The 14,355-nt window shown below is 41.9% G+C and carries 15 protein-coding genes; 8 read left to right on the top strand and 7 right to left on the bottom strand.

Translation table 11 applies throughout. The features are described 5' to 3' along the window. Window position 1: 1 nt before the first annotated feature. A complete protein-coding gene (locus MHB41_RS13620; RefSeq protein WP_034279459.1) occupies window positions 2-844 on the bottom strand; it encodes an aldo/keto reductase in 843 nt (280 codons plus the stop codon). 10 nt (window positions 845-854) lie between these two features. Next, window positions 855-2,042 (bottom strand): MFS transporter, encoded by a 1,188-nt coding sequence (locus MHB41_RS13615; RefSeq protein ID WP_046312130.1) that lies wholly within the window; start codon window positions 2,040-2,042, stop codon window positions 855-857. Between the two features lie 155 nt (window positions 2,043-2,197). On the opposite strand from MHB41_RS13615, the gene MHB41_RS13610 reads away from it, so the two are divergent. Continuing rightward, the gene (locus MHB41_RS13610) at window positions 2,198-2,569 is read left to right on the top strand and encodes a winged helix-turn-helix transcriptional regulator (RefSeq protein ID WP_003217763.1); all 372 of its coding nucleotides are present in this window, start codon (window positions 2,198-2,200) and stop codon (window positions 2,567-2,569) included. Between the two features lie 38 nt (window positions 2,570-2,607). Here MHB41_RS13610 and MHB41_RS13605 read toward each other — a convergent pair whose 3' ends face one another. Then, on the bottom strand, window positions 2,608-4,908 hold the full coding sequence (locus tag MHB41_RS13605; protein ID WP_061109500.1) for a helix-turn-helix domain-containing protein: 2,301 nt from the start codon (window positions 4,906-4,908) through the stop codon (window positions 2,608-2,610). A 231-nt stretch (window positions 4,909-5,139) separates the two neighbouring features. Here MHB41_RS13605 and MHB41_RS13600 point away from each other — a divergent pair, with 231 nt between their 5' ends. From MHB41_RS13600 to MHB41_RS13570, 7 genes are all read left to right on the top strand, one after another. Further along, complete coding sequence (locus tag MHB41_RS13600) at window positions 5,140-6,105, top strand: sugar ABC transporter permease (protein ID WP_024424886.1); 966 nt, start codon at window positions 5,140-5,142, stop codon at window positions 6,103-6,105. 18 nt (window positions 6,106-6,123) lie between these two features. Further along, window positions 6,124-7,236, top strand: a complete 1,113-nt coding sequence (locus tag MHB41_RS13595; RefSeq protein ID WP_041107328.1) for a glycoside hydrolase family 105 protein — start codon at window positions 6,124-6,126, stop codon at window positions 7,234-7,236. Then, the gene (locus MHB41_RS13590; RefSeq protein ID WP_061109499.1) at window positions 7,233-7,757 is read left to right on the top strand and encodes a hypothetical protein; all 525 of its coding nucleotides are present in this window, start codon (window positions 7,233-7,235) and stop codon (window positions 7,755-7,757) included. The genes MHB41_RS13595 and MHB41_RS13590 overlap by 4 nt, the downstream gene beginning before the upstream one ends. 17 nt (window positions 7,758-7,774) lie before the next feature. Further along, window positions 7,775-9,064, top strand: a complete 1,290-nt coding sequence (locus MHB41_RS13585; RefSeq protein WP_340900037.1) for a Gfo/Idh/MocA family oxidoreductase — start codon at window positions 7,775-7,777, stop codon at window positions 9,062-9,064. 20 nt (window positions 9,065-9,084) lie between these two features. Next, the gene (locus MHB41_RS13580) at window positions 9,085-9,768 is read left to right on the top strand and encodes a YesL family protein (RefSeq protein ID WP_340900039.1); all 684 of its coding nucleotides are present in this window, start codon (window positions 9,085-9,087) and stop codon (window positions 9,766-9,768) included. 54 nt (window positions 9,769-9,822) lie between these two features. After that, window positions 9,823-10,134: a rhodanese-like domain-containing protein gene (locus MHB41_RS13575; RefSeq protein WP_024424882.1), complete on the top strand. Its 312-nt coding sequence runs from the start codon at window positions 9,823-9,825 to the stop codon at window positions 10,132-10,134. Between the two features lie 100 nt (window positions 10,135-10,234). Next, on the top strand, window positions 10,235-10,417 hold the full coding sequence (locus MHB41_RS13570) for a sporulation protein Cse60 (protein WP_024424881.1): 183 nt from the start codon (window positions 10,235-10,237) through the stop codon (window positions 10,415-10,417). Window positions 10,418-10,461: 44 nt separating this feature from the next. Here the strand turns inward: MHB41_RS13570 and MHB41_RS13565 are convergent, their stop codons facing one another. The 4 genes from MHB41_RS13565 to MHB41_RS13550 all read right to left on the bottom strand — a co-directional run bounded on the left by MHB41_RS13565 (window position 10,462) and on the right by MHB41_RS13550 (window position 14,255). Beyond that, window positions 10,462-10,986 (bottom strand): CbrC family protein, encoded by a 525-nt coding sequence (locus MHB41_RS13565; protein ID WP_024426197.1) that lies wholly within the window; start codon window positions 10,984-10,986, stop codon window positions 10,462-10,464. 130 nt (window positions 10,987-11,116) lie between these two features. Then, window positions 11,117-12,649 carry a BCCT family transporter gene (locus MHB41_RS13560; RefSeq protein ID WP_034279475.1) on the bottom strand — a complete coding sequence of 511 codons (1,533 nt, stop codon included), beginning with the start codon at window positions 12,647-12,649 and terminating at the stop codon, window positions 11,117-11,119. 140 nt (window positions 12,650-12,789) lie between these two features. Next, complete coding sequence (locus MHB41_RS13555) at window positions 12,790-12,987, bottom strand: hypothetical protein (protein WP_024424878.1); 198 nt, start codon at window positions 12,985-12,987, stop codon at window positions 12,790-12,792. Beyond that, window positions 12,984-14,255: an NAD(P)/FAD-dependent oxidoreductase gene (locus tag MHB41_RS13550; RefSeq protein ID WP_340900040.1), complete on the bottom strand. Its 1,272-nt coding sequence runs from the start codon at window positions 14,253-14,255 to the stop codon at window positions 12,984-12,986. The genes MHB41_RS13555 and MHB41_RS13550 overlap by 4 nt, the downstream gene beginning before the upstream one ends. Window positions 14,256-14,355: the final 100 nt, after the last annotated feature.

Below are 14,355 nucleotides of genomic sequence, written 5' to 3'. Positions count from 1 at the left end.
ATTAAAAGTCGAAGTTATCTGGATCTGGACCTATACGTTTGTTTTCATTTAAGTCAGAAAGACGTTTCATATCTTCATCAGATAAGACAAAATCAAATATATCAGCGTTTTCCTTTAAACGATGTGCTTTCGTTGATTTTGGGATGGTGATGACACCTTTTTGTACATCCCAGCGCAAAATAATTTGAGCAGGTGTTTTACCGTATGTGTCTGCGAGCTCTGTGATCAGCGGGTGATGCAGCAGTTCACCCTGCATCAGCGGTGACCAAGCTTCCATTTGAATGCCATGAGAGTTCAAATACGTAGAGAGTGTTTCCTGCGTTAGTTTTGGATGAAATTCTACTTGGTTGATCGCTGGTTTGATGTCTGCATCTTTTAATAGTTCGTCTAGGTGATGCGGCTGGAAGTTGCTCACTCCGATGGCTCTGACCTTTCCTTCACGATACAAGGTTTCCAGTGCACGCCAAGCTTCTTTGTATTTTCCTTCAACCGGCCAATGGATTAAATACAGATCAAGGTAGTCAAGCTGAAGCTTTTTTAAGCTTTCTTCGTATGCATTTAGGGTAGATTCATATCCTAAATCGGCATTCCACACTTTTGATGTGACAAAGATATCCTCGCGGCGCAGTCCTGTTTCTGCTAAACCAAGCTGTATGCCTCGTCCAACACCTTCTTCATTTCCATAAATAGCCGCTGTATCAATACTGCGATAGCCTAATTGAATGGCTGTTTTGACAGCATCAACTAATTCTGCTCCATCTTCCACCTTGAATACACCAAGGCCAAAGCCTGGCATGAGGACCCCATTGTTTAATGTTTTTGTACTTTGTAAATGTTCCATCATAAAAACTCCTTTAAATGGTTTGTGTTTGTTCTTTTTGTTCCATTTGATAACTGATCATCGTAAGAATGGCTGCGATGAGGACCATGATGCCGCCGACCCAGCCTGTATGCACAAGACCAAGTGTATCTGTCACGATGCCTCCTAAAAATGAGCCGATGGCAATACCGGCATTAAAGGCAGCGATATTCATAGCAGATGCGACGTCGACCGCTCCGGGTGTGTATCTTTCTGCAAAGTCAACGACGGCTACTTGCAGCCCAGGTACATTCATGAAAGCAAACAGTCCCATCAGAATGACGGTTCCAATGCCTAACACTGTGAATCCAGCAGTGAAGCTAAGGATAAACAAGATAATGCTTTGGATGATAAACATATAGATCAGTGCTTTCATTGGCTGTTCATTAGCAGCTTTTCCGCCAATGACATTTCCGGCTGCGATCGTGATTCCGTATAAAAGCAGGATTAAGGCCACAGCCCCAGGCGCAAGACCTGTCACATGCTGCAAGAGAGGAGATAAATACGTGAAGACGACAAAGGTTCCTCCATACCCTGTGGCTGTAATGACGAATAAAAGCAAAATTCTCTTTGTTTTTAATAGGACAGCTTGATCTTTAAAAGATGTTTTCACCCCCTGCTTTAATTGAGACGGCACAAGAAAATAGTTGGATATCAGTGCGATCAGACCAATGATCACAATCACACCAAATGATGTCCGCCAGCCGAGCTCATGACCAAGAAATGTCCCGAATGGCACACCTGTCACAGTCGCTACTGTTAAACCAGTGAACATAAAGGCAATGGCGCTTGCCCGTTTTTCTTTCACGACAAGGCTTGCAGCAATCGTAGAGCCGATGGACATGAAGATTCCATGGGACAAGGCTGAAATCACCCGGCCGATTAACAGCACTGAAAAAGTCGGGGCAATGGTGGCAAGTGTATTACCAATCAAAAAGACGAGCATAATGAGCAAAAGCAATGTCTTTCTTTTCATCGTGGAAGTAAGGGAAGTCAATATAGGCGCGCCAAATGTCACACCAAGTGCATATAAAGAGACAGTCCAGCCTGCCTGACTGACGCTCACTCCAAAGTCCTCTGAGATCATTGGCAAAAGACCGACACTAATGAACTCAGTTGTTCCTATAGCAAAAGCACTAATCGCTAGTGCGAGAAGAGCAAAATGGTTTTGCTTTTTCTTCATAAGTAAGTTCACATCCTTCTGTGATGACATTTTGATAGACGAAGCCGATCGGCAAGAGTTATTATCTAACATAGATGACGAAAAAAAAAGTACGTACTTTTTTGTAATATAGGTACTAAAAAGTGCCTGTTCGTACAAAGAGGAGTGAACATTCGATGGAAAAGAAAAAATATAATATCTCTGTAGAAGCAACGCTTGAGGTCATAGGCGGAAAGTGGAAGTGTGTGATTTTATGTCATTTGACACACGGGAAAAAACGGACGAGCGAATTGAAGCGGCTCATGCCAAACATCACACAAAAAATGCTCACGCAGCAGCTGAGAGAGCTTGAAAGTGATGGGGTCATTAACCGGATTGTTTATGAACAGGTGCCGCCTAAAGTGGAATATGAATTAAGTGAATACGGACAGTCGCTCGAAAGAATTCTCAATGCGCTATGCGATTGGGGAGCAGCTCATATTGAACGTGTGTATGGAGAGCCGCTTTCCGTGCTGGAAGACAGCATCTTAAATGAACAGTTTAAATAAAAGAGTCCCGCTTTCTTGTGAGAGCGGGATTCTTTGTCTTACATGCCTTTTTTCTGGTCGCGGTATTTCCCAGGAGTTGTACCTTCCAGCTTTTTAAAGGATCGGATGAAATTTTGCGGGTTTTTATATTTCAGTTTTTCCGAAATTTCTTTGACGGACATATCGGTTTCTACAAGCCAGTTTTTAGCGACATGGTGTCTGTAGGAAGAGAGATATTCACTAAAGGAGATATCCATTTCCTTTCTGAAAATGCTGCTTAAATAATTGGGATTGTAATGCAGGCGGGTGGCGATTTCATCCAATGTGAGATCTGAGTCGAATTCTTGATGAATGATATGAATGATTTTTTCTGAGATGTTTTTGTATTGTGAGTCTTCACGTGCAGCAAGCTGGTCAATAATTGGCCGAATGATTTCATGTTTCAGCCATGCTTCCGTATCTTCAAAGGTTTTAAATTCAAAAATCGTATCATAGAGCATTTTGTTATCTTCAACCTCAAATAATTCAATGCCCAGCAAATGCATCAGCTCAATTAAATTGTTTAAGAAACGAGCGAGGGCGATATGGTATTCGTGGGGTCCTGCATTTTTAGAAAAAATGGATTGCAGGAGCACATGTAAATAGTGATCCGCTTTGCCTTGATCGCCAGCTTTCATCGCATCAAATAAATCATGCTGCAGCTGCTTTGGAAAATGGGTTTTGAACGTCTTTCCTTGCTGGATATGCTCATATAAGATAATGGACTTTTTCTCTGCTTTGAGTCTGTATTTTAAGGCTTCTTTTCCTTCAATGTAAGCATGTTTTGCCATCGTGAGTTCCTTAAACTGGCGGCTGATCCCAATGCTGATCGATAAACCGAGCTCTTCTTCAATACGCTGCTGAATGCTTTCTGCTAATTGATTTAAATATTCAGTAAACTCTTCATCTGACTTTGAGTGGTTGAGGATAATCGTCGTTTGATGCTGATTGACAACGGTTGGCTGAAGGTGCTCCTCTTGCGGAATAATCTGCTCGATCAGTCCATTGATCGCAAATAAAAGCAAGTCAGCATCTTTTTTTTCATAAGGTGTTCCTTTTAACGTATCGATTTGGGTCACAAGCATAGACAAATGAGACCAGCCCTGAGGAAAGCCTAAGCTTTGGAACCGGTTGTTAACTTCTTCATCTGTCAGCTTTCCAAGCAGCAGCCGTACCATAAAGTATTGCTGTAAGTGTGTCACTTGCTGCTCAATCCGTTCCTCTAAATCATTGTTTTGATCCTTCATTTGTTTAATACTCGATTCAATCAACTCAAATTCATTTTGAAAAGGCTGTTTTTGCAAAAATGATTCATTGCGTGCAAATGACTCGTATAATAAGCGGATTGGTTTATAAAAGTGTCTGGAACCAAACCATGAAAATAGTAATGAAAGCGCTAACAAAATAGTGCAGATAATAAAGGTAATCCACCCAATTGATTTCGTTTGCTGCTTAAGTTCTGGAATAGAAACAAAGGATAGGTACGTCCATTCATTATAATCTGATTTTTGAAATGTGATTTGATAGTTGAGTTCGTCGATCTTCATATCAAATTGCCCTGATCGTTTTTCAAGTGAGAGCACATGCTTGACGAAATCCTGATGTTTCAGCGATTCACCAATTTGTTCTTTGCGGTTATGTAGCAGCACTTTTCCGTTGGTATCGATCACAAACATACTATCCGATTGAGAGAAGTCAGGCATGTTATCAGCAATTACGCAGCTTGGAATGCTGGCGACAGCGATTCCCTTTTTTTGAACGCTGTTCATAGGCAGTTGTTTGATTAAATTCACATTGTACTTACAAAAGGATGCTTTTCCTTCTTTTGTCGCAACAAGTGGATTATTCTCTTCAAGTGCCCAGCTGGAGTGACTTGGTATATTGAGGTAAGAGGTCAGCGCTTTTTCTTGGTCTTCGCTTGTGACATGATAAAGCCCCGAATTGTTCATGTACCAGTCTTCCATTTTACTGACGAGTGTAATATTGGAAAGGTCGGTGTCAAAGGTTTGCAGGTAGTTCAGTTCCTGCTGTACTTGATTATATAGCTGAAATTGTTCTGGATTTAAAGGTTCTGCCAGTGTTTGAAGGAGAGGCGGCGAACTGACATAGTGAGTGAGAGAATGATCAACAGTTTTTAAAATATGCTCAATATTGGATTGCGTTTGTTTAACGCTGTCGAGCTTTTCATTTGAGATATTTTCAAGTGCTGTTTTTTGCGAATGCTGATAAGAAAAAATGCCGACAATGATAACAGGAATCGTACTAAGTATGAAAAAAAACGTCACTAGCTTGTAATAAAATTTGTACTGCCTTCTTTTCATAAAACCCCCCATTTCAAACAAAACAATCTTTTCCCCTTAATTTATTAATCCAAAAATCTGGTAGGTTTGTCAATAATCATTTTCTGAGATTAGGATCATTTTCTTATGTTTTATGTAACGTTTTGATCAGCATCACCTATGAAAATATGATCTGTTGATATGATTGTAGACGAATTTTTCATCCTTAAGATACAGTTAACACATGCATTAGCATGAGGGGAGGCTTTATCAATGAAAACAGAGGATGTCACTGCCAAGGGTGTGCCTGCGGCAGCTTTGAAAAGTGAAAAAAGAAAGCGCTTACTTAATCAATTGCTAAGTCAAAAGTTTTTGTATTTAATGATTTTGCCGGGGCTCATTTATTTTATTGTTTTTAAATATGTGCCAATGTGGGGGCTCATCATTGCCTTTCAAGATTACCAGCCGTTTCTCGGCATTCTTGGCAGTGAGTGGGTTGGCTTCAAACACTTTATTCGATTGTTTACAGAACCAACATTTTTCATCTTATTAAAAAATACACTGATTTTATTTGCCATGAATGTCGTGATTTTCTTTCCAATTCCGATCTTATTAGCGCTTCTTTTAAACGAAGTGAGATTGGCATTGTTTAAGAAATTTGTACAGACGATGATTTATATTCCTCACTTCATGTCATGGGTGATTGTCGTGTCCTTATCTTTTGTTTTGTTAACAGTAGATGGCGGGTTAATGAATGAATTGATTGCTTTCTTTGGTGGAGAAAAGATTAACTTCCTTCTTAGTCAGGAATGGTTTAGACCGATGTATATTTTACAGGTCATCTGGCGGGAAGCAGGATGGTCAACAATCATTTACCTTGCGGCGATTACAGCGGTAGATCCGCAGCTATATGAAGCAGCAAAAATGGATGGGGCCGGGAGACTGAGACAAATGTGGCACATCACACTTCCTGCCATTAAAAGTGTCATTGTGGTTCTGCTTATTTTAAAAATCGGTGATACGCTTGAGCTTGGCTTTGAGCATGTCTATCTATTACTGAACGCAACGAACCGGGAAGTAGCGGAGATTTTTGATACGTACGTCTATACAGCAGGTCTTAAGCAAGGACAATTCAGCTATAGTACCGCTGTTGGTTTATTTAAAGCAGCTGTTGGACTTATTTTGGTCATGCTGGCAAACCGTTTAGCGAAGAAATTCGGGGAAGAAGGTATTTATTAAAAAGGGAGATGAGGAAGAATGACTTTATCGATTGAAAAGGGATCACCGCTTGAGCATGCAGAGAAATTAGCACAAACCATTATGAAAGCGTATACACCAATTGAGCTGCCGCCAGCTGGAAGATGGCATTATCATCAAGGCGTTTTCCTTTGCGGCGTCATGAAGCTATATGAGGCAACAGGGAACGAGGCGTATTTCGATTATGTGAAAAACTATGCGGACTCCCTCATTGATGAGTACGGTAATCTGTTATTTCGCAGGGATGAGCTTGATGCCATTCAAGCAGGACTCATTTTATTCCCTCTTTACGAACGAACGAGAGAGAAGCGGTATGTGCTGGCGGCGGAGAAGCTGCGCGGACTATATCGTACGCTAAACCGCACGTCTGAGGGCGGATTTTGGCATAAAGACAATTATGCTTATCAAATGTGGCTCGATGGTCTCTACATGGGCGGTCCTTTTGCCTTAAAGTATGCTCAGCTTAAAGGTGAAGAGTCACTAGTGGATATGGTCATCCATCAAGAGCATCTCATGAGAAAGCATACGAAAGATGAACAAACAGGTCTGTATTATCACGCGTGGGATGAACGAAAAACGATGCCATGGGCTGATCAAAAGACAGGCTGTTCCCCAGAGTTTTGGGCAAGATCGTTTGGCTGGTATGTCCTTGCATTAGCAGATATGATTGAGGACTTGCCCGAGCATCATGAAAGGCGGAAGGTGTGGAAGGAAACGCTGACAGACATGCTGGAAAGTGTGGCAAAGTACCAGGATCAAAAGACAGGTCTCTGGCATCAAATCATTGATAAAGGAAATCACAGTGACAATTGGCTTGAAAGCTCGGGATCGTGTTTATTCATGTATGCCATGGCAAAGGCCATGAATGAAGGGTATGTGAGCCTCCGTTATGTTGATCATGTGGTCAGAGCATATCAAGGCTTGATTCAGCATAAGACGGCTGAGAAAGAAAATGGTGATTTTACCATCAATGATATTTGTATTGGAACATCTGCGGGATTTTATGATTACTACGTTGGAAGAGAGCGGAGCACTAATGACTTGCACGGGGCAGGCGCTTTTATTATGGCGTTAACTGAGCTAGAAAAGCTGTCTGTTTTTCAAAAGGCATGAGGAGGCAAAAAAGAGCCGCCGTATGGCTCATCAGTATCATCGCTGCCCTTTGTTTATCTGCCTGTCAGGGGAAAACAAACGGGATCGATGTTCTGATTTTTTCTGATATGTCAAAGGGGATGAAGGATCAATTAGTGGAGAAGGCTTTTCAGCCGGAACAAGAGACGTATAGCGTCCACATCTTTCCGGCGATTCCTGAAAAGCTTCTTGTTGAAATTACCTCAAAAGAGGGGGACGTGATGCTTGTTCCAGAAGAAATGTTTAGAACATATGATGATCCTGAAAGCTTTCAGCTGCTTGAAGAGATGGAAATAGGCGGTCAAGCAGCAGGACCATATACGGTCGATGACAAAAAGACAGGGAAAACGGTCGATTATGCGGTTCAAATCAATAAAGGAAAGAAAAAACTCAACGGCTATACCTTTCAATTACACCGGGATATGGTCGCTTTCATTCCCGTGTATGCTGATAAGACGGAAGAGGCGCTGTCTCTTATGAAACAGCTTCGTGAAAACCAATAGAAAATGGGGTGGGGAATGTGAAACGGGTCGTGATTTGCGGGCTGAGCCATCGTGCGTTCAATATGTTTATTAAACCGCTCACAGAGGATTTCAATGAGCATTATCGGATTACAGGACTCCTAGATATAGATCATCAGCGGTATACACTTTGTCAGGAGCGTTTTCCATCACTCCGGGGCGTTTCGTTTTTTCATGAAGATGCATTTGATCAGATGGTCAAGGAAACAAAGCCAGATATCGTCATTGTGGCAGGCAGGGATGACACACATGTCACATATATCATGCAGGCACTTGACCATGATCTAGATGTCATCACTGAAAAGCCGATGGTGACAACAGCAAAAGACGCCAAAAAAGTGATGGAAAAAGAGGCGGAAAGTAAAGGGAAGGTCACGGTCACCTTTAATTATCGCTACAATCCTTTCCATCGAAAAGTAAAAGAACTTATTTTAGACGGGAAAATTGGAAGGGTCACATCTGTTGAACTGAGCTGGCTCATTGATACGTACCATGGTGCTAGTTATTTCAAGAGGTGGAACCGCACACGTCAATTTTCTGGCGGGCTGTCCATTCATAAGTCGACGCATCATTTTGATTTGGTCAACTGGTGGATTGATCAAAAGCCGAAGCAAGTATTTGCTTACGGGGCGCTGAACTATTACGGCAGCGAAAGCCCTTGGAATCCCTTGCAGGGGGAGGAAAATAGATTTTGCGGAACATGCCATGTGAAGGATATATGTCGTTATGAAGCAAGGTGGAATCCGCGGGTTGAGCGCTCGAAGGTGGAGGACGACCATATTGAATCCGGTCAGGAGCAAACGCAGCAGTACTCAAATTATCGCCCTGATGCCTGCATTTTTGATCAGGAAATTGATATTGAGGATACATATGTGGCGTCAGTCGCTTATGACCAAGGGGCTTTGCTCAGTTATTCGATTCAATTCTCAGCCCCATATGAAGGCTATCGTCTGGCCATTAATGGGACGAAGGGGCGTATTGAAACAAATGAGTTTCATGTGCCATCAAGAATTCCTTTTCAATTCCCAGAACAAACAATTTCTTATTACCCGATGTTTGGATCAAAGGAGACGATTGAAGTCGTAAAGCAGCCAGGCGGACATGGCGGAGGAGATCCTCTGCTTTTGGCTGATTTATTTATAGGAAAAGATCCCTTGATTCACTATGACATCTTAGCAGGAGCAGAGGCTGGAGCTTATTCGATTGCTCTTGGGGAAGGCATGTGGCGCTCTGTCACAGAAAATCGCCCAATTGAAATCGATGAATTGTTTCATAAAGAGACGGTGTAAAGAGAGAGGAGGGGAAAGAGATGGATCATGATGGTTCAATGAGCAGAATGCTGAGGATGTGTGAGTGGGTGATGAGACTCGCCTATACGAATTTATTATGGCTTTTGTTCACCATTCTAGGGCTTGGCGTTTTTGGCTTGATGCCCGCGACCACTGCGTTATTTTCCGTGATGAGAAAGTGGATTCAAGGTCATGAGCAAGTCAATATATTCCGCACTTTTTGGAAGGTATTCAGGGAGGAGTTTGTACGCTCTAACATCATTGGAGTGGTGCTATTCATCATTGGAACGATTATTTATGTCGACCTTGCTTATATTTATCCGACGAGCTGGCTCTTACATGTGCTTCGCTTTGCTATATATATTTTCGGTTTTCTGTTTATTGTGAGCTTATTTTATATTTTTCCGCTGCTTGCTCATTATGATTGGAAAAAACGTCTCTATCTGAAATTCTCTCTTCTGCTCGGTATCTCATACTTGCAATATACACTCTCTATGCTTGTTTTCTCGGCTGTGCTGTTTGTTCTGTTTGCTTATTTACCGGGAATCGTGCCGTTTTTTAGTGTGAGCATACTCGCCTACGGTCATATGTGGCTGGCCTATCAAGTCTTTAAAAAGGTAGAGTTTGAAATTAAGCACGAGACAGCAGAAGTGAAAAAGCGGCTGCCGTCTTTCCTTCAATCGAAGCGGGTGAATACGCAGTGAAGTGAATCATTTGCTATAATGGTGTCACCGTAATGAAAAGGAGAGATGAGAGTCGTGTCAGTGAAAGAAATTTCAATAGAAGAATTAAAACAAAAGCTGGAGCAGGAAGATGCCATTCAGCTTGTCGATGTACGTGAGGATGAAGAGGTAGCAGAAGGGATGATCCCGGAAGCTATTCACATTCGAATGGGCGATATCCCTGAGAAGCTGGATGCATTCGATCAAACGCAGGAATATTATATTATTTGCCGCTCTGGTAAACGTAGTGAAAATGTCTGCTATTACCTAGAAGATCAAGGCTACCAAGCAACAAATGTCGTTGGCGGGATGCTTGCTTGGACAGGAGAAACAAAACCGAAGCTGTAATTAGAAGGCCTTTCATCTTAACGATGAAAGGTTTTTTTGTTCATATGCCTCTCTCTATGTGCATAAAGATAGAGTAGCGAGAGAAGGGAGAGTGGCATAGGTGCTAAAGGTAGCTGTATTTGATGAAGAGCATGAGAAAGATTTGCAGAGCGAAATTAATCATTTTTTAAAAGGAATGGATGACGACCAAATCATTGACATCAAGTACAATGTAGCGGTGATCTGTGAGCAGGGAGGGGAACAGCTCTACTGTTTTTCTGCACTCATTTTATATAAAAAATAGACGGCATCAAAAAAGGACCTGCTTGAAGGGTCCTATTTCTTTGATTAGCTGGCGTCAATATATAACCGGTGCTTGTTGCAGTGAACACATTGAAAAAGATAGCCTTGTAAGTCTCCTCCGTTGACGAGCCATTGCTTTAGGTTCTCTTTCGTTAATCCTTCGCCGCTGCAAATGTCTTCGATATCCTCGGCGAGTTCTTCCTCTAGATGTTCAATCTCTTTCCAGCCGACATACTGGACGATTGCGCAAAAATCTCCGCAATGACTTAACCAATATTCTTGCTGCCATCCGCGATAGCCTGGCGTTCTGAAGATCAGCTCATCGATATATTCCTCTTGATCGACGTCATCACAGCTCGCATCGTCTTGAAAGGTTCCATTGTATTTTTTCGCCGCTGATCCATCTTTAATGCACCAAGGACAAATTCCCTCCACATCTTCAACAGTATAAAAAGGGCCATGGTACACATAATCTCTTTCTTTCTCACAAACAGGACATGTCGTATGCTCTTTTTTGATCACGTTTAACGAAACTGGATCTGGGTTGTACTTGAACGTAGGTAACGTCATATAAACCTCCATTATGTAGAAAGTGATGATTCATCACTATTTTAAAGGAATCCTCAAGCTCGCGACAATCTTAAATTGTATATATAGAAAAAAGCCGTTCGGATAAGGAACGGCTTTTTCTCGCTTGCGATTATGCTTTTTTTACTCTTGGACTTCTTGGTTTATTGACTTGATTGGTTTGTTTGATGATTCTTCGTTCATCATTTAGTGATTTATACAGCGAGACAATCATCAATATAATGACAACGGAGAACGGCAAGGCTGCGAGCTTGGCTGTATTTTGCAGGGCTTCAAGTCCCCCTGAAAATAAAAGCACAGCAGCAACAGCCGATTGGATAATGCCCCAGCTGACTTTGACACTGCCAGAAGGGTTCAATGATCCGTAGGTTGTCTGCATTCCAAGCACAAATGTAGCTGAATCAGCCGATGTAATAAAGAATACGGCGATTAAAATGAGTGCCAGTATCGATGTAATCATCGCCAGCGGATATTCATTCAGTACACCGAAGAGCATCGTTTCAGTTGAAAGACCTGCAACATCGACAATATTCTTTTGCTGTAAGTCCATTGCAGATACACCGAAAATCGAGAACCATAGGAAGACTAGGATGGAAGGAGCGACTAAGACACCCACTAAAAATTCGCGAATTGTTCGCCCGCGTGACACTCTAGCGATAAAGATCCCGACAAATGGTGCCCAAGAAATCCACCATGCCCAATAAAAGATCGTCCATCCATTAATCCATTCTCTCTTTTCAGGATCATTTGGAGATAGACGGAAGCTCATTTGAACGATATTGGATAAGTATTGTCCAATCGAGTCAGTAAATGAATTTAAGATAAAAACAGTTGGACCTACCAAAAGTAAGAAAAACATCAGAACAGCTGCTAATACCATATTGATATTACTTAAGTATTTAATGCCTTTTCCAATCCCGCTTAAAGCAGATGCAAGGAAAAGCACCGTCACAATGATAATAATGATCAATTGTGTGCTAAAGGCAATTGGAATATGAAAAAGATAATTCAATCCACCATTTATTTGTGCCGCACCTAATCCTAGGCTTGTTGCAACACCAACCACAGTTGCAAATACCGCAATACAATCGATGGTTTTACCGATCCATCCGTGAATTTTATTTCCTAAAACGGGCTGCAGTGTTGCACTGATTAAACCAGGTGCATCTTTTCTAAATTTAAAGTAAGCAATGCAAAGTGCAACAATTGCATAAATAGCCCATGCATGAAGCCCCCAGTGGAAAAATGTATAGCGAAGGGAATCGCGGAAGGCCTGCGCAGTTTCAGTCTCCCCTGTTGGTGACTGAATAGCATAGTGGCTGATCGGTTCAGCTGCTCCGTAAAAAACAAGACCAATTCCCATACCGGCACTAAATAGCATAGCAAACCAAGAAAATAAACCAAATTCAGGCTCTTCCCCCGGTTTTCCTAGCGTAATCTTACCGATTGGGCTAAAGATAAAGAATAGACAAAAGCCGACAAGCAGTGATACCACTAACAAGTAATACCAGCCAAAGTCATTTGTAATGTATGTTTGAATTTGATCTGTGACATTTTGCAATGTGTCTGGAGAAAACGCTCCCCACATCACGGCAACAAATGTGATCGCAATCACAATCCAAAATACACTTGATACGTTTTTCACACCATCTCACTCTCCTGTTGTTCTACACGTTTAAGCAGAGGACTTCGCTTAATATCCCCTAACTCAACTTATTTCAAACAAAAAGAGGCGAGCTTCTCACTCGACCTCTACTTTACCGTAACATGTTTTGCTTCCATTTATCAACTATCGATATGGGAAGACGATTTTTCCTCAATCCGTTTGCGAAGACGGTAGACATATTCTTTTAAACATACGGCGAAAATGGTAAACGCCAAAACAATGGCGACTTTTAACGGGGTAATGGACAGCTTCAAGAAAACAGCGGCTGTCAAACTGATAACGACCGCAAGAACAATCGGTAATGCACGTCTGATCATTGATCTCTCTCCTTTGTTTCTAGTGCAGCATTCATGCCGGCAAGCCTGCCTGTCACAAGTGCTGATGTGATATTGTAGCCGCCTGTGTAGCCATGGATGTCTAAAATTTCTCCACAGAAATAAAGACCGGGCATTTTTTTAGACGCCATTTTCTTCGGTTCAATTTCCTTCACAGAAACGCCGCCTCCTGTCACAAACGCTTTGTCCAAGGATAGCGTACCATTTGCATGCACAATAAAATGTTTACAATCATGGGCAAATGCACGCAGTTTATCCTTGGCTAGACCAGAGAATGTGTCTTGTGGATCAATCCCGTTCCGTTCTAACAGAAACAATAAATAGCGTTCTTGCATCCAAGACTTGAGGACATTTTTAATGGCTTTCTTCGGTTCATCTTTAAGGTCACGATGAAGCTTCTGGAACAGCTCCTCGTCATTCAGCTTCGGATATAAGTCTATTTGCAGGCGGACTGTCGGTTGTTTTTTCAATTCCTTCACAACAAATCCGCTGCATCTAAGAACAGCTGGACCTGATAAACCAAAGTGAGTAAAAATCATATCCATGACATGTGTGACGACGGGTTTCCCTTTTTTATTTAAAACACTGACAGCCACACTTCTTAAAGAAAGACCTTGAAGCACTTTTTCTTTAATAAATCGTTCATCGGATGTGACCGGTACCTCTGTTGGGAAGAGCTCTGTAATGGTATGACCGGCTGCTTCTGCCCATGCATAGCCGTCACCAGTAGAGCCGGTATGCGGCACACTTTTTCCGCCGACAGCAATGACGACAGACTTACTTGAAATTTTTTCATCATTATTTGTAACAATTCCAGCTGCTTGTCCGTCTTGATACAGAACTGTTTTAATTTTTTCGTTCGTTCGAATGGTGACATTGAGGGCTCGGAGCCTGTCTAGAAGGGCATCCACAACAGATTGTGCTTTGTTTGAGACAGGGAACATACGTCCATGGTCTTCTTCTTTTAGTTCAATGCCAAGGTTTTCAAAAAACGAAATAATATCCTCGTTGTTGAACTCAGAAAATGCACTATATAGAAAACGGCCGTTTCCGGGAATATGTTTGATGATTTCTTCTACTGGAAGGCGATTGGTGACGTTACAGCGTCCGCCGCCAGAAATGGCCAGCTTTCTGCCAAGTTTGTTTCCTTTGTCAATTAACAGAACAGTCGCACCGTGCTCTGCTGATGCAATCGCGGCCATCAGCCCAGAAGGTCCGCCGCCAATGACAATGACATCATAATGTTTCATGTTACATTCCTCTTTCTACTTTCAGTCATTTTTCTATTATAACGAAGATTAGGGAAGGCTGAAATATGAATTGATTGGTTTTGTGACTTCCGTATTGGAT

The organism is Bacillus sp. FSL H7-0578 (assembly GCF_038630855.1).
In the GTDB taxonomy this organism is placed as follows: domain Bacteria; phylum Bacillota; class Bacilli; order Bacillales; family Bacillaceae; genus Bacillus; species Bacillus safensis.
Note: the sequence above shows the minus strand (reverse complement) of the source record. Positions and strands in the feature narration are given on the sequence as shown.